This window comes from Citrobacter sp. TBCP-5362, from assembly GCF_005406305.1.
GTDB classification, from domain to species: Bacteria; Pseudomonadota; Gammaproteobacteria; order Enterobacterales; family Enterobacteriaceae; genus Citrobacter_B; species Citrobacter_B koseri.
In genome coordinates this window covers 1,997,504-2,014,104 of sequence record NZ_CP040234.1, presented here as the reverse complement: position 1 = coordinate 2,014,104, position 16,601 = coordinate 1,997,504, and the positions used below count along the sequence as shown (strand labels likewise).

The window sequence follows — 16,601 nt, the reverse complement described above, 5'->3', positions numbered from 1 at the left end:
TTATTCTCCCCTGCGTGTGTTCATGGGTTCGCTCACCGCCGATAACGGACGCGCTGGCGTACCCCCCTGAGCGATATCATGCGCATGTTCGCGCACTGGCCCCTTTTTGATCAGCCGCACCAGGTAGAGGTAGCCCACCCCAAAGACGGACGAATAGACGAGGATGAACGCCAGCAGGCTGACGGACATGTGCATGTCGCCGTGTGCGGAAACAGCATCACGCGTGCGCTGCAAACCGTAGACTACCCACGGCTGGCGGCCAATCTCGGTGGTAAACCAGCCCGCCAGAATAGCGATTAACCCCGATGGCCCCATGCAGAATACGAACCACAGGAAAGGACGACACTGATACAACCGGCCACGCCAGCGCAGCCACGCGCTCGCCACCCCGGTCAGGATCATCAGCATCCCCAGCCCCGCCATTATCCTGAACGACCAGAAAATGATGGTTGAGTTCGGGCGATCCTCTTTCGGGAACGACTTCAGCGCGGGCACTTGTTTGTCGAGGCTGTGCGTCAGAATCAGGCTTCCCAGATAAGGGATTTCAAGGCTGTACTTCGTTTTTTCCGCATCCATATCCGGTACGCCAAACAGAACCAACGGCGTGGCTTCGCCTGGCGGGTTTTCCCAGTGCCCTTCAATCGCCGCAATTTTCGCCGGCTGATGTTCCAGCGTATTGAGACCGTGCGCATCGCCAATCACCGCCTGAACCGGTGCGACAAACAGCGCCATCCACAACGCCATCGAAAACATCTTTCTGATCGCGGGCGTGTCGTTTCCTTTCAGCAAATGCCAGGCCGCCGAGGCGCCGACGAAGAACGCGCTCGCCAGAAACGCCGCCGTGGACATATGCAATAAACGGTACGGGAACGACGGGTTAAAGACGATGGCCATCCAGTCCACCGGCACGACAACGCCATTCTCAATCGCGTAACCCTGCGGCGTTTGCATCCAGCTATTGGAAGAGAGGATCCAGAACGTTGAAAACAAGGTTCCCAGCGCAACCATACAGGTCGCGAAGAAATGCAGCCCCGGCCCGACGCGCTTCCAGCCGAACAGCATCACGCCCAGAAAGCCCGCTTCAAGGAAGAATGCCGTCAGAACTTCATACGTCAGCAACGGACCGGTGATACTTCCGGCAAATTGTGAAAAGCCGCTCCAGTTAGTCCCGAACTGGTAAGCCATGACTAGGCCTGAGACCACCCCCATCCCAAAATTGACGGCAAAGATCTTTGACCAAAAGTGATAAAGGTCGCGATACGTTTCATTTTTGGTTTTGAGCCATAGCCCTTCAAGGACGGCGAGAAAACTTGCCAGGCCAATTGTTATTGCGGGAAAAAGAATGTGAAAAGATACGGTAAAGGCAAATTGTATCCTCGCAAGGTGAAAAGCATCTATTCCAAACATAATTCCCCCCACGGAGTCGACATTGACTGATTTATTTTGTACAACGCTTTCATTTCCAGCCTTTTTCTTTGATTAATAGCGATTTTCTGAATATTTCAGAGCAGGTGAATCTAATAATTTTCGGCGTATTTAATTATTCTCAAACAATTATTCAAAAAGTTCAAATAGGTTAAATTTAATAAGTGATAGATAACATTTATTATGATAATGATAAAATCCTGTTATAATTTCTTTAAATCGACAGCACAGACGCCGCATAATCCGGGCAAACCCCGCGAATTAACTGGGTTCTACCATCTGTTATATAAAATTTTATATAACGAATAATAAAAGATGTTGCTGTTATCTCCCGTGTAGAGACAACTGTTTGTATTTATTAACCATCACCATTACCCATTTTTTAAATAAGGTTAATGGCTTTTCAAATGGATATTTGTCCGGCTGGCTTTTATTTATATAACGCGCAGCCGCTAAACGTAATTGTTAAATACACTGGAATAACCCTACCTGTTATGTAGCTATTTCAGGATGCCAATGTGACCAGAATAGTCAGGAGTTCATATGAATAAGAAAAGACGTTCAGTTCCCGGAGTCAGACACTATGACGGTCCTGCTGGCGGCTGGGGCGCGTTAAAAGCAACGGCCATTGCCGTTCGTACACAAATGGACGCGCTTGAAGCACCCGTTACCCTGTTACGCACAAATCAGCCAGACGGCTTTGACTGCCCAGGATGCGCATGGCCGGATAAAGAACATAAATCAACGTTTCAGTTTTGCGAAAACGGTGCGAAGGCCGTAACGTGGGAAGCGACAAGCAAGCGCGTCACACCGGCGTTTCTGGCCAAAAATACCGTCAGCGCGCTGCTGGAGAAAACAGATTTCGAACTTGAAGGGTATGGTCGCCTGACTCATCCTCTGGCCTATCACAAAGAAAGCGACACATTTCGCCCTGTCGAATGGGAACAGGCCTTTGCCCGCATCGGCGAAGTGCTTCGCGGTCTCTCCCCTGAACAGGTGGAATTTTACACGTCCGGTCGCGCCTCCAACGAAGCGGCATATCTGTTCCAGCTTTTTGCGCGCGAATACGGCAGCAACAATTTTCCCGACTGTTCCAATATGTGCCACGAAGCCACCAGCGTAGGCCTGCCGCGCTCAATTGGCATCGGTAAAGGAACCGTATCGCTGGATGATTTTGAAAAGACGGAACTGGTGATCGCCATCGGCCATAACCCAGGGACAAACCATCCCCGTATGATGGGGACGCTTCACGAGCTTGCGCGCCGCGACGTGCCGATTATCGTCTTTAACCCGCTGCGAGAAAGAGCGCTGGAACGCTTTGCCGACCCGCAGAGCATCATCGAAATGGCGACCTACAGCTCAACCGACATCGCCTCAACCTATTTCCAGGTCAGGGCTGGCGGCGATGCCGCCGCGCTGAAAGGCATTGCCAAACATGTGTTGCAGCTGGAAGCCGAGAGTGGCGATGTTCTGGATCGCGAGTTTATCGCCGCCCATACGCTGGGCTTTGACGATTTTGCCGCAGATATTGCCGCAACCTCCTGGGAATCCATTGAGCGCGAATCAGGTTTAAACCGTGAGCAACTGGAAAAAGTCGCGGAAGCCTACGCCAGATCCAACGCCACCATCATCACCTATGGCATGGGCATTACCCAGCATAACAAAGGGACGGCGAACGTGCGTCTGATTGCCGACCTGCTGTTAATGCGCGGCAATATTGGCAAACCCGGCGCAGGTATTTGCCCGCTTCGCGGACACTCCAACGTTCAGGGGAACCGCACCGTCGGCATTACCGAGAAACCGGCGCCAGAATTCCTCGAACGGTTGAGCGACGTTTTCGGGTTTGTTCCCCCGTCGAAACACGGACACGACGCCGTACAGGCGACGCAGGCCATGATCGACGGGCGCGCCAGGGCGCTGATCTGCCTGGGCGGTAACTTTGCCGTGGCAATGCCCGATCACGAACAGGGGTTCCCGGCTATGAACGGGCTGGACTTGAGCGTCCACATCGGCACCAAACTGAACCGAACGCATCTGCTGGTCGGGAAAGAGACGTTCATCTTCCCCTGCCTCGGACGCACCGAACTGGATATTCAGCGCACCGGCAGACAATCCATCACGGTAGAAGATTCTATGTCGATGGTGCATGCCTCCTCCGGCAAACTGAAACCAGCGTCGCCGTTATTGCGTTCGGAACCTGCCATTATTGCCGGAATGGCGAAAGCCACGCTGACAAACAGCAAAATCGGCTGGATGGAGCTGGTTGCTGATTACGATCTCATCCGCGAACTGATTGAACAAACCATTACCGGTTTCGACAATTACAACGATCGTATCCGGGTGCCTGGCGGTTTCCGTATGCCGCTGCCGCCAACCGAACGCGTCTGGCCGACATCGACGGGCAAAGCCATGTTCTCCGTATTCCACGGCGTTAACGAGAACGTGACCGGCGAAGGTGAAAATACGCTGCGTCTGATTACCCTGCGAAGTCACGATCAGTACAACACCACCATTTACGCGATGGACGATCGTTATCGCGGCGTATTTGGCCGTCGTGACATTATCTTTATGAACGAAGGCGATATGGAGCAGTTAGGGCTTGAACATGGCGATCGCGTCGATATCCGAACGGCCCTGCCTGACAGCGATCTCTGCCTGGAAGATATCACCGTCGTGGCCTACAGCATTGCGGCAGGTTCTGTCGGCGCCTATTATCCTGAGGCCAATGTTCTGGTTCCGCTCAATTATATTGATAAAGAGAGCGGTACGCCTTCTTATAAATCCGTACCGGTAAATATCACCTTGCGTTCAAAAGAAATTCGCGCGCTGTAAAATTCGCCCCTTATTCATGGCGTTCTGCTGAATAAGGGGATTTATTTTTCAGCCACTGACGCGCAGAAACGGTATTGTTACGCCGCAATTCGGTTACAAAATTTATACATTCATGCAATAATGTGAACCCATGTCGTAGCGCAAACGGCTGCCGGAGCCTCTTCTTTGCCCCCAACAGACCGTCTGCCGAAGAGATGAATGATGGACATAAAACAACTCAAATATTTAATCGCGCTGGATCAGACCCGTCACTTTGGTAAGGCCGCATCGCAGTGTAATATCACGCAACCCACCCTCTCCATGCGCATTCGCAATCTGGAGGAGGAACTTGGTCTGGTGCTTATCGTTCGCGGGCAACGCTTTGAAGGCTTTACCCCGGAAGGCGAACGTATTCTGGCATGGGCAAAATCCCTGCTGGCCGCGCACGATGGCTTACAGGCCGAGGCCGCGCTCTGCAAAGGACAGGTTGTCGGCGTGCTCCGTCTGGGTATGGTGCCGCTCGCCAGCGTCGATCCTATGCTGTTTATTCGCGAATTAACCCCCAAATACCCGGAACTGCAATTTAGTCTCTATTCCATGACCTCGGAGCAAATTGCCGAAGGCGTAAACAGCAACCAGCTGGAGCTGGGAATATGTTATCTGAATAACATTGATGTTAGTCCGTTTGATGTTATCCCGTTAGCGAAAACCCGGATGGGTCTGCTGCACGACACGCGCCATTTTAAAATAGAAAATGAGAGCCTCTCCTGGAACGATCTCATTAATTTCCCGCTGGGTTTTCTGACCAAAGGTATGCATTACAGAGAGCACATGGATATGAGTTTTAAATCAGCCGGAATCTCGCCTAAGCATATTTTCGAAAGCGATTCGACATTCCAGATTATTCAGGCCGTGCAGCGTGGCATATGTTGCGCCATTATGCCGCTCAATAATGGGCTGGAGAATTTAAACAGTAATTTCCATATTACGCCGGTCGTCAATTCCAACATTGAAGCCCCTGTCGGCCTGATCATGCGTAAGCAAGCGCCGGTTTCCTCGCTCGCGCTGCGCTGCTTTACGGACGCGCGCGACATCTACGCCGCCCACAACCCACAGCATTCGTAATACCCGCAATCCGCGCCTTTGCGTGGATTGCTTACACAAGCCATCCATCGTCATCATTGCAGGATTCGCACATGCCGTTTCTGTGCCGGTTTTTTTCCTTTACGGCATTTAAAAACAGTAATAATTCACGATCGGTTCTTAAGCGGAATTTCGTCATTAACGCGTTTCGATGCGCCAGCACCGTTTTCTGACCGATCGCCATTTTGTAAGCAATCTGCTTTGACGTCATCCCCGCATAAAGAAAGGCAGCGAGCTGGTTTTGTTGCCCGGTAAGCGTCTTATGCGGGCAATACCCGCAGTGGTGTACGGCATGGGGCGTTTTTGCCTGCTGTAAAGAAAACCAATGCTGCTTAATCACTTTACTGATCTTACTGACGCTTGCATTGAGCGGAATAAACACGATGTTTTCTATACAGGAGGGAATTTCTCCTCGCGCAGGAATATGTTTTTTATCCACCAGGCCAATCATCAGGCGTGGCGCACGAAATCGCATTTCAGCATGACAAATATACTGTTCACCGGGGTGCAGCATCAGAATTAAGATATCGGCACAGGCGGCGTTTGCGTGGTCATAGTCGTTAAAGGTGAGCGTGGTCTGATTCAGGTTCGGTGGAAATATTTCGCACAGTAACGCGCGCAATCCGTATTGATAAAAACGATCCTGACATCTGATGACAATATTCATGTATACGCGGCTCCGGGTAATAATTACTGATAGCTCAATGAAACCGTCACAACCGAATCAATGGTTCCCGGTGAGACCTGCCCCTGTTCACTGTAGAGCCGGGCGCGTAAATTCCAGGTGTAACGCTGTGCGACAATTTCACTGGTCAGAACCTGACCGTCGCCCAGCGGTCGGCCGTCCGCCGCCTGCAACTGTATCGCGACAGGGGTAGCGGTTCCCAGATTGCGATACATATCATCGCGATGCATGTCATCAGCGTTGCCGTTAAACTGAATCATCACGCCGGTTGTGCCTTCCGGGCAATGTTCAATGCTGAAATCAAAACTTACCCACGGCGTCGTTGACCCTGCGGTATACATTGATGAGGCCGTTACCGGACTCCCTGCCGTTAAATCAACGGTTTTAGTGATGCTGTCGCTGCTCACCTGACACGGCGCGGCTTTCACATTCCCTTTGATGTTTAATGCGATCGGATCGCCCTGACCCCATACCTGACCAGTAAGCATCAGGGCCAGCAGCCAGCGTTTTCTTCCAGGCATACTTTTTCCTTGGGTTATTGGTAGGTAATATTCAACGTGGCGGTGGCATTCGCGCTGCCCGGCTTCACCTGGCTTTTGGTCTGGTAATAACGCGCCACCAGCGGAAATGTCTCCTGCCCGCCTGCGGATTTTTTCAATACGATGCGGTTATTCAGTTGCAGCGGCACATCGTTATAAACTATCTGGACTCCCACGCCGCCTGCCGTTTCGGGGCCACCCTGCCCGGTCAGCGCCAGAACGCTGGCGTCAGCCGGCGCGTCAGGGTTTTGCGTTCCCGCCAGTTCAACATTGATATTCGCCCCCGGATCGCAGTTCAGCCCCAGATTTTGCGTATCGCTGTGCGACAGCACGGCTCCGGGCTGGCCGGTGAACTCGGCGGCATTAATATCACCGAGCTGAAAATTAAGAATCTGGCTGGAAAACGAACATGCGAGCGCCGTCACCTGGGTATCGGCGCCCATTGAAATCTGCATAAAAGAATGATCCGGCGTACCAAACCATCCCTGTGCAACCACTCCCGGCGTCAAATATCCCGATTGGATCGTTGCTGTTTTAATCAGCATCACGTCATAGTTACCGAGGTTATAGATATAGCTGGCGCCATTTGACGGCAGCACAAAATCCCCTGCGGGAATGGATAGCCTGATTCCCACCCCCTTCAGATTGGTGTTGTAAACATGATTTATCGGCGAAGGCGTCGCTGACAGGTAATTGATCGCATAAGCACCGTTGCAATAGACGGCACCGCCAGGCGCCGTGACCAACAGTTTGGCATACCCGGAGACCCTGGCGCGGGCGATTTCTGCCCCTACCGGCGCATCTCGCTGCACGACAATATTCCCCATTGAGACGGTATTAAATAATGTCGTATTCACGGTACAGTCATCGGCAACGCTGAACCCTGAAAAAAGCATCAGTAAACTGAATAAGAGATAAGTTCGTTTCATTGTCAGATTCTCACGAGAGGTCAGCCCACTTAGCGGCAAAGAGAGCCGGTCACGCTAACGCCGCTGTAGGTCTCGGCTGCGGTTAATGAATAATTTGCCGTGCAGCGCTGCTCGCCGTCACGTCCCCAGACCACATTCAGCGTCCCTTCCGGCGGCATGCCGCTTAAATAGACCTGCCCCTCGTCACCAACAATAAATTGTTGTTCTTGCGCGCCTTTTAACGTCACCATCGCCCCAAATGGCACCATCGAACCGTGGTGTCTGGTCAACGTCAACAGCACGCGCTGCCCAACATTAGCGACATAGTCCGCCCTCACGACCGCGCCACGGGTTGGCACAACGGTTTTGTTGGTAAGCGCCAGTTCAACATCGTCCGCAACGGATGCCGTATCCAGGCCGATATCATTTTTGCGATACGGTGAAACATTGGCGGAAACGGTGTAGCCACGAAAATCAGTTCGTACGCCGCTCTGGTTTTTAATCCCGACCCCCGATGCGCCAGGCGCGCCAATCAGCACGTTGGTTTCCCCCAAAGGCTGAGAGAACGTTACGCCATCGGCATATGCCAGCACGCCCCCCGCGAGAGCGTAATTCACGCGCTGCGAGTGGCGATCGTAACGATACCCCCCGCTAACATCGGCGTAAGTACCCTTATAATCCGCGCTCAGACTACCGGTATACCCTACGTCATCCGTGCCGTAACCTTGCTGAATATTCCAGTTCAGCGCGTTACCAGCCAGCGCCGTTCCACTCAGCCCTGTGCTATGAGTCGCGCCCTTCCCGCTGCTGGCATTCATGCCATAACTGGCCCAGGTATTGCTCATAAAGCGATCCAACGGAATGCTGACATTCAGCGCCAGCTGTTGGTCTTTATCATAACGATCGCCGCTGCCGTTTTTACTCAGCGTCCAGGCGACGCTATAGCTCACGCCGTTCCAGGCATTGTGATACCCCACGCTCCACGACTGCATCGGTTTTCCGGTATGCCAGTAGTCCTCCTGTACCGCGCTTAACGCCAACGATCCGCCGCCTGCGCCCAGGGACTGGTTGACGTTGGCTTCCATACGGTTACGTCGTTTCGTTATCTGCCCGGAACTACCGCCATACGTATCGAAAGTGTCCTGCATACCGTAGTAACCGCGCGTTGAATATCGGTAACCCGCAATCGAAAAGTTTGTTCCTGTCGCGACGCTATTTTTGCTATAGCGCACACGCCAGGATTGCCCCTGAGTCTTGCTGCCATCAGCGGGTTGCGCCCATGACTGGATTACGTCGGCAGAAAGCGCGCCAATCGTTCCCAGATTTTTACCGACGCCAGATGCTATCGCCCGATAGTTACGGGAAGTCTGGACGCCGCCATAAAGCGTGAAACCGCCCGGCAAACCATAAATCGCGGTTCCCTGGCCGAAATCGGTTTGTTCCACACGACTGTCGCTGGAGCGATAGCGCCCGCCGGTTAACGCATATTTGAACCGGCCTTCACGCTGTAACACCGGTAATGATGCGAACGGGACGGTGAAGTGCTGCTCACTGCCATCCGCCTCTTTAACCGTGACCTCCAGATCGCCGGCGCCTCCCGTGGGGAACATGTCGGTAATGTCAAACGCGCCAGGGGCCACGTAACTTTGGTAGATTTGGTAGCCATTTTGCCGGATGACGATCTGCGCATTGGTGCGGGCAATACCGCGCACCACGGGCGCATACCCCTTCAGCGAATCGGGCAGCATGTCGTCATCCGACGCAAGCTGGCCGCCACGAAACGGTATACTGTCAAAAACATCCGCAGGAGAGGCGCTGTCTCCCAGCACCAGTTGCGCTTTCAGCGGGACGATATTGCGCTGGACATAGGTATAAATCGAATCCCAGTCCTCATCGCCCTGACCGCTGCGCCGCCAGGTGGTGTAATTGCGCAAACGCCACGGGCCGATATTTATTCCGGGGCGCAAATTAGCGTACTGACTATTACTGTTATCACCGCTCAGACTGTAGTTAAGCATCGCGGCGGTAATGCCCTCATCCCAGAGTTCCGGCGCGACATCCCCCCGCGCTCTGGCAGATAACGCCGCCTGCGGAATACTTAACAACAGCTTTTGCGTCGAAAACTGGAACTCACTTGAAGCCTGTGGAATAGCGGACAAATCGGCGCAATCCCCTTTGCCCTGCACACCCGGATATTGCGCGATGTTAACGCCATAGCGTTGCAACATTTCCCCCGACAGGCAGGGCTCAAGCGCATCCTCACCTGAAGGCGTTGGTGTTTTATTGAATGCGATATCCTGCGTGTCCAGAAACTGCCCGTTGAGGATAATATCGACATGGTAAGTGCCCTGCGCCTGCCCCCCCATTTCAAAACCAGAAAGTTCGATATTCTCGCTACCGGATGATATATGCTCCAGTAGCGCCGGATTAAAGTAATCCCGACCCAGAACCTCATTCAGCACGCTGAATATTCCCAGGGAGATAAGCAATACAAGCCTGGCCGGATACGGATTAATTATATATTTGGCTATCATCATTAACGTAATTCCGACCCGTCGCTACTTAAACAGAACCGCTGTACTCCTCGCTGATTCCACCGTAATCATTAATAATCCTGAATTTCACGCTTCCGCCATTTCCGCCCGAAGGCAGTGCAAAACGGGCGGTACTCCCCGGCGCCACAAACGTTACATTGTCAACTTTCTTACCGGATACGGTAATTTCATTGAAATTAACGTAATAAGGCGTGGGGTTATTTACCTGAATAAACGCCCCGCTCCGGCTCCAGCTTAACTTTCCGAGTTGCGCTTCAGGCGTTGACTTGCTCAGCAAAGCAGGCCGATAAATCAGTTTTATTCGTGTTTTAACCGCAATCTGTAACGTATTATCCTTACGTTGGGCCGACGGTATCGATTTAATATTCAGCCAAAACAGGGACTCTTTATCCTCAGGCAGATTTCCCGCCCGAATAATACGCATTACGTTTTGCTGCCCGTTATCAAGCCGGTAAAGCGGCGGTGTAATAATAAAAGGGGCTTTGGCCTTACCGTCATTTTGCGTTTCGATCCACGACTGAATTAAATACGGAATATTATCGGGATTACTGACGCTTAATGACGCTTCTTTTTTACCGCCATCGTAAATAACCCGTGTTCCGCCAATGGAAACGCCAGCATTCACACTGGAAACGCCGGTAACAAACAGCGCCAACGCGGTGGCGCAAACACGTAATACTCTCATGGTAAACCTCTGAGAGGGCCGGTTATCGGCCCCCCAAACAACATATACTCGTCAGTTATAGTTAACGGTGAAGTTCGCTACGGCGTTCACGACGCCCGGCACAACAGGCACGCTGGTGGCGACATAGGCGGCGTAGAAATCCAGTTGGTTGTCAACCATATCTAACAGTGAATAGGAATAGCCATTGATCTGATTAAGGCCTAAAGGCGCTCTGTCTGCCGTCATCAGTCGAATGGCCACCCCGCTTGCCGAACCAGGATCGGCGGACAGCGCTAACAGATCGGTATTACCCGAATGATTAACGCCATCAAATTTCACCCGCGCAGACGTGACGGAAGAGGGGCAGTTAATCAGACGCAAGGTAAATTTAGTCGTTGACGCTTCATCCCCTGCGTTGGTAAACGCTGTTTTATAGACACTTCCCATATCAACGGTCATCGTATTATTGGCGCCAATATCTACGGTACAGGCGGTATCAAGAACCTGTCCCACAAATTTGACCGTGCCGTCATACGCTATCGCATGTGATATTGACAAAATGGCCGCAGCGGAAAGCGCCATTGCTATCATATTTTTTTTCATCATCGCTATCCTTAACACCTGTTTATTTATCGCGTTACGACATAATGTCCATACATTTTCTGCTCTGGAAATGGGCTGCCGGGAAACGCTTATTTTTGGCTATCATCGTAAAGACAAGGAGATAAATAACATGCGATTTCCCCTTCATCATTCCGGGCCGCATCACGTTAGCGGTTTGAATCCTGAATCAAGGCGCGATGTCAATTAAGTTCTCCTTAATTTAAATTTTCATATAAATGCACATATTTGCTCAAGTGATTTTTTGGTGTAATTTTACACCTTGTTCTGGATTCACTTATTTTTAGTCTGTCACCATAATTATTAGCTCAAGCAAGACGTTACGCTATTACAGAGACTATTATATGGGAGGACAGATCATGCCTGAAACCAAAATAGCTATTGAATCAAGTATGTATAAGGCTCTGCCTCTGAAGCCAATTGAACATGTAGAAAAACTGATTGCGCACCTGAAGCCACACGCAAACACACGAGAAACAAAATGCAGACAAATTATTAACAACGAAAATAATAGACCACATCAATGTTATTTATTGCTGAAGGGAACCATTGGGGTTTTCAGAGCACGGGACGGCTTCATGCTTAACTCAGAAGTCGCCCCCTTTATTTTTGGCCTCAGCAATCAACTGGTTGATGCTGAATATTTGCTGATGCGCAGTGAGGAGTGCTCTGAGATCGCCTTTATTCCACTGGAGAAAGTTAACGACGTTATAGCAAATGAGAATCTTTGGGAAAGTCTGGCGAAGGTGCTTATCTACACCGCCGGTCGGGTGTACGACCACTGTACGCGCATTTCAGCGCCGACATCCTATGATATTATTCGCGCTCAGTTGTATGAATTAATGCGCGAGTCTAATGAATTCAGGCAAAATATAACTGCCGCAAATTATATTCAGTCAAGAACATTTCTGTCGCGCAGCAGCGTGATGAAGATACTGGCCGATTTAAAAAAAGGCGGCTACATCGTGACCGATCGTGGTGTTCTGAAGCAAATTCAGCAGAATATTCCCCTGAAATACTAGCTATGCTCAACACGCATTAACGCAGAGCCACTAAAATAGAATGACAATGACAGTGACCGGATAACACCTACCATGCCCCTGGATTCTTCCTTTAATCAACTGAAGCAGCCTTCGCCCTATGCAATTGCGCTGCTCAACGCACTCACGTCAGAACAGGATTTCAAACGGTATCCTCGCGGAAGTCGCTTTGTCTTCGTCCAGGGGGGCGAGCACCAGTGCCTGTTTTTCCGCACGGGCGTCGTAAGCATTGAGAACATCGAAAATAGTCTGTTGCTGGGGATAGCTTCTGCCCCGGTATCCCTGGGGTTCACCAGCGCCCTGTCGGATAAACTGCTGATTCGCGCGCTCGAAGAGTGCGAAGCGGCGACAATTCCCCTCGATGATGTGATGGAAACCATTGAGCGCAAGCACCTGTGGGAGATCATGGCAAAGCATATGATCATCGTCACCAATAAATTGTTTATCCAGAATGAAATGGCGACAGCGCCGACCGCTTACGATCTGCTGTGCTACCAGTTGCAGGCGCTAAGCCAGGAGCCGGAAAGCATCCGCTCTCAGATGGCGGCCTACCAGTATATTCTTGAACGTACCCGCCTTTCGCGCAGCAGCGTGATGAAAATGCTGTCAGCGCTGAAAAAAGGCGGCTATATCGAACTGGAACAGGGCAAATTAATCGCAATTAATCACCTCCCTTCTCGTTTCTAACCCCCCGTTTTTTACGCTTAAAGCGGCGGCATTCGTTGGTCGGGATCGCAATTCTGACGATTACCTCGCCTTTGCGTTCCATAATGAAACATGATTAAGCATAAATGTTCCGTTGATGAAACATGTTATGGCCGAATTTTCTTTTCCGCTCACTGTTGCACAATAAGGTTATCGGCAGTGAGTGGTAGCCGTGTCATGGTACACAACCGATACCCCTACAGCAGAAGATGCGGAGCAAAATAATGAAAAAGCTGATTAACCGTGTAGAAGAGGTACTGAACGAACAACTCGCTGGTCTGGCAAAAGCGTACCCGACGCTGACGCTGCATCAGGACCCGGTTTACGTTACCCGGTCAGATGCGCCAGTGGCAGGAAAAGTGGCGCTGCTTTCCGGCGGCGGCAGCGGGCATGAACCCATGCACTGCGGCTATATTGGGCCAGGCATGCTCTCCGGCGCCTGCCCGGGCGAAATTTTCACCTCACCGACGCCAGACAAAATGTTTGAGTGCGCCATGCACATTGACGGCGGCGAAGGCGTCTTACTGATCATTAAGAATTACACCGGCGACATCCTGAATTTTGAAACCGCCACGGAGCTGCTGCACGACAGCGGCGTAAAAGTCACCACCGTTGTGGTAGATGATGATGTAGCGGTCAAAGACAGCCTTTATACCGCCGGTCGTCGCGGCGTCGCCAATACGGTATTAATTGAAAAACTGGTGGGCGCGGCCGCAGAACGCGGTGACACGCTGGAAGCCTGCGCGGAGCTTGGCCGTAAGCTGAATAATCAGGGGCATTCAATCGGCATCGCGCTCAATGCCTGTACCGTGCCTGCGGCGGGCAAACCGTCCTTCACATTGCAGGATAACGAAATGGAGTTTGGCGTGGGAATTCACGGCGAACCCGGCATTGACCGTCGCCCCTTCTCTTCTCTCGATCAAACTGTCGATGAAATGTTTGACACGCTGCTGGAAAACGGCGCATACAGCCGCACGCTGCGTCACTGGGATCATCATCAGGGAAGCTGGCAGGAAGATAAGCAGAGCAAACAGCCGTTGCAGCGTGGCGATCGCGTCATTGCGCTGGTCAACAACCTCGGCGCCACGCCGCTGTCTGAACTGTTCGGCGTCTATAACCGGCTTGAAAGCCGCTGTCAGGAAACCGGCATTACCATTGAACGCAACCTGATCGGCTCTTACTGCACCTCTCTGGATATGACCGGCTTTTCCATCACCCTGCTAAAAGTGGACGATGAAACGCTCGCGCTCTGGGATGCGCCGGTTCACACGCCTGCGCTCAACTGGGGCAAATAAGGAGATTATGTATGTCACTCAACAGAACACACATTGTTAACTGGCTCTATCGCTGCGGTGAGATTTTCACCAAAGAGAGTGATTATCTGACGGGTCTGGACAGAGAGATTGGCGACGCCGACCACGGGCTGAATATGCATCGCGGCTTCAGTAAAGTCGTCGAAAAATTACCCGCGATTGCGGATAAAGACATCGGCTTCATTCTGAAGAACACAGGGATGGTGCTGCTCTCCAGCGTCGGCGGCGCCAGCGGCCCGCTGTTCGGCACGTTCTTCATTCGCGCCGCCCAGGTGACACAGGCGCACCAGAGCCTGACGCTCGACGAGCTGTACCAGATGATGCGGGAAGGCGCGGAAGGCGTGACCAGCCGAGGTAAAGCGGAGCCTGGCGATAAAACCATGTGTGACGTCTGGGGGCCGGTTGTGGAGTCGCTGCGCCAGTCATGCGAACAGCACCTGTCGGTGCAGGCGGCGCTGGATGCCGCCAGCGCCCAGGCCGAAGCGGCGGCGCAGAGCACCATCACCATGCAGGCCCGCAAAGGGCGCGCCAGCTATCTTGGCGAGCGCAGCATCGGCCATCAGGACCCGGGCGCAACCTCCGTGATGTTCATGATGCAAATGCTGGCGGCAGCGGCAAAAGAGTAAGGATAACGCGATGGTAAACCTGGTCATTGTTTCGCACAGCGCCCTGTTGGGTGAAGGCGTCGGGCAGTTAGCCCGGCAGATGTTAATCGGCGATGGTTGTAAACTCGCGATTGCAGCCGGTATCGACGACCCACAAAATCCGATTGGCACCGATCCGCTCAAGGTGATGGAAGCCATAGAATCCGTGGCTGATGCGGACCATATCCTGGTCATGATGGATATGGGCAGCGCATTATTGAGCGCCGAAACCGCCCTGGATTTGCTCGACCCGGCGATTGCGGCGAAAGTCCGCTTATGCGCGGCGCCGCTGGTAGAAGGCACGCTGGCGGCGACGGTCAGCGCGGCAATGGGCGCCGGTATTGATAAAGTCATCAATGACGCCATGAGCGCGCTGGATGCCAAGCGTGAACAACTGGGTTTACCGTCACCCGCGCAAGCCGGGGGCGTCGCCACAAAACCAGCATTTCAGGATAACGACGCCCACTCCATTTCTGTTGTGGTGAAAAATCCAAACGGGCTGCATGTTCGTCCGGCATCGCGGCTGGTCTCCACGTTGTCGGGGTTTCGGGCCGACATGCTGCTGGAGAAAAATGGCAAATGCGTGACGCCGGACAGCCTGAATCAGATAGCGTTATTACAGGTGCGCTGCAACGATACTCTGCGCCTGATCGCCAAAGGAGAACAGGCCGACGAGGCGCTGGCGGCGTTCAAACAGCTGGCGGCGGAAAACTTTGGCGAGTCCGTGGAGGAGACGCCAGCCAGCAGCACGGCGCGTCAGCTCCCCGCGCAGGTCTCCGGCGTGGTGTTCTGCTATTCCCCCGCTGCACCGGACGTCGCGAATCCGACGACCGTCAATTTGCCGGAAGAGCAGCAGCGCCTGCAAACGGCGATTCGTCAGACGCTGGACGATCTCAACGCGCTGACCACGCTGGCGGAAGAGAAATACTCCGCCGACCTGGCGGCGATTTTTTCCGGGCATCACACGCTGCTGGATGACCCCGAGCTGTACGAGATGGCATGTGAAGTGATGCGTGATAAACCGTGTCGGGCGGAAACGGCGTGGCGCAGCGTGCTGGACGATCTCCGCGATCAGTACCGACAGCTCGACGACGCCTATTTGCAGGCCCGCTATATCGATATCGACGATATTCTCCATCGGACGCTGAGGCACCTGAGCGGAATAAACGCGCGCTTGCCGGTATTCACGCGCCCGACTATCGTGGCGGCGGAAAATATCTTCCCGTCCACCGTGTTGCAGTTCGACCCACAGACGGTTAAAGGGATCTGCCTGAGCGCAGGCAGCAATGAATCACATTCGGCAATCATCGCCCGTGAAATGGGGATCGGCTGGCTTTGTCAGCAAGGGGAAGCGGTATATGCCCTGAGCACCGGCGAGTCGATTACGCTGGATCTCGCGGCACAGCGCATTCTCTTTTCTGACTGATCGCTCTCCCATCGCGCGTCCTCTTCTGAGGGCGCGCTGTCGCATTCCCACGCTTCAACCGGCGATAACGGGAAATGTTTACCAGTTCCCAAAATAGCGGTTCGATCACGCGCACATGGCAA

The 16,601-nt window shown here is 52.7% G+C and carries 14 protein-coding genes; 7 read left to right on the top strand and 7 right to left on the bottom strand.

Annotation, left to right across the window (positions count from 1 at the left end):
• Positions 1–1,407: a cytochrome ubiquinol oxidase subunit I gene (locus FD428_RS09715; protein WP_047463330.1), complete on the bottom strand. Its 1,407-nt coding sequence runs from the start codon at positions 1,405–1,407 to the stop codon at positions 1–3.
• A gap of 561 nt (positions 1,408–1,968) precedes the next feature.
• On the opposite strand from FD428_RS09715, the gene FD428_RS09710 reads away from it, so the two are divergent.
• Both FD428_RS09710 and FD428_RS09705 read left to right on the top strand, forming a co-directional pair.
• Positions 1,969–4,257 (top strand): FdhF/YdeP family oxidoreductase, encoded by a 2,289-nt coding sequence (locus FD428_RS09710; protein WP_114847814.1) that lies wholly within the window; start codon positions 1,969–1,971, stop codon positions 4,255–4,257.
• A gap of 201 nt (positions 4,258–4,458) precedes the next feature.
• On the top strand, positions 4,459–5,361 hold the full coding sequence (locus FD428_RS09705; RefSeq protein WP_024130280.1) for a LysR family transcriptional regulator: 903 nt from the start codon (positions 4,459–4,461) through the stop codon (positions 5,359–5,361).
• Between the two features lie 31 nt (positions 5,362–5,392).
• On the opposite strand, the gene FD428_RS09700 is transcribed toward FD428_RS09705, so the two are convergent.
• The 6 genes from FD428_RS09700 to FD428_RS09675 all read right to left on the bottom strand — a co-directional run bounded on the left by FD428_RS09700 (position 5,393) and on the right by FD428_RS09675 (position 11,333).
• Positions 5,393–5,818: a LuxR C-terminal-related transcriptional regulator gene (locus FD428_RS09700; protein WP_162790478.1), complete on the bottom strand. Its 426-nt coding sequence runs from the start codon at positions 5,816–5,818 to the stop codon at positions 5,393–5,395.
• A gap of 251 nt (positions 5,819–6,069) precedes the next feature.
• A complete protein-coding gene (locus tag FD428_RS09695) occupies positions 6,070–6,585 on the bottom strand; it encodes a fimbrial protein (RefSeq protein WP_114847812.1) in 516 nt (171 codons plus the stop codon).
• Positions 6,586–6,599: 14 nt separating this feature from the next.
• The gene (locus tag FD428_RS09690; RefSeq protein ID WP_114847811.1) at positions 6,600–7,532 is read right to left on the bottom strand and encodes a fimbrial protein; all 933 of its coding nucleotides are present in this window, start codon (positions 7,530–7,532) and stop codon (positions 6,600–6,602) included.
• 29 nt (positions 7,533–7,561) lie between these two features.
• Complete coding sequence (locus FD428_RS09685) at positions 7,562–10,048, bottom strand: fimbria/pilus outer membrane usher protein (protein ID WP_114847810.1); 2,487 nt, start codon at positions 10,046–10,048, stop codon at positions 7,562–7,564.
• 25 nt (positions 10,049–10,073) lie between these two features.
• Positions 10,074–10,751 carry a molecular chaperone gene (locus tag FD428_RS09680; RefSeq protein WP_047463318.1) on the bottom strand — a complete coding sequence of 226 codons (678 nt, stop codon included), beginning with the start codon at positions 10,749–10,751 and terminating at the stop codon, positions 10,074–10,076.
• Between the two features lie 51 nt (positions 10,752–10,802).
• Positions 10,803–11,333 (bottom strand): fimbrial protein, encoded by a 531-nt coding sequence (locus FD428_RS09675; RefSeq protein WP_024130278.1) that lies wholly within the window; start codon positions 11,331–11,333, stop codon positions 10,803–10,805.
• A 377-nt stretch (positions 11,334–11,710) separates the two neighbouring features.
• On the opposite strand from FD428_RS09675, the gene FD428_RS09670 reads away from it, so the two are divergent.
• The 5 genes from FD428_RS09670 (at position 11,711) to dhaM (ending at position 16,479) form a co-directional block, all read left to right on the top strand.
• On the top strand, positions 11,711–12,373 hold the full coding sequence (locus FD428_RS09670) for a winged helix-turn-helix transcriptional regulator (protein WP_024130277.1): 663 nt from the start codon (positions 11,711–11,713) through the stop codon (positions 12,371–12,373).
• A 72-nt stretch (positions 12,374–12,445) separates the two neighbouring features.
• Positions 12,446–13,078, top strand: a complete 633-nt coding sequence (locus tag FD428_RS09665) for a winged helix-turn-helix transcriptional regulator (RefSeq protein ID WP_012132105.1) — start codon at positions 12,446–12,448, stop codon at positions 13,076–13,078.
• A gap of 242 nt (positions 13,079–13,320) precedes the next feature.
• Positions 13,321–14,391, top strand: coding sequence for a dihydroxyacetone kinase subunit DhaK (dhaK, locus tag FD428_RS09660; RefSeq protein ID WP_047463312.1), 1,071 nt, complete (start codon positions 13,321–13,323; stop codon positions 14,389–14,391).
• 11 nt (positions 14,392–14,402) lie between these two features.
• The gene (dhaL, locus tag FD428_RS09655) at positions 14,403–15,035 is read left to right on the top strand and encodes a dihydroxyacetone kinase subunit DhaL (protein WP_012132103.1); all 633 of its coding nucleotides are present in this window, start codon (positions 14,403–14,405) and stop codon (positions 15,033–15,035) included.
• Positions 15,036–15,045: 10 nt separating this feature from the next.
• Positions 15,046–16,479: a dihydroxyacetone kinase phosphoryl donor subunit DhaM gene (dhaM, locus tag FD428_RS09650; protein WP_114847809.1), complete on the top strand. Its 1,434-nt coding sequence runs from the start codon at positions 15,046–15,048 to the stop codon at positions 16,477–16,479.
• Positions 16,480–16,601 lie beyond the last annotated feature (122 nt).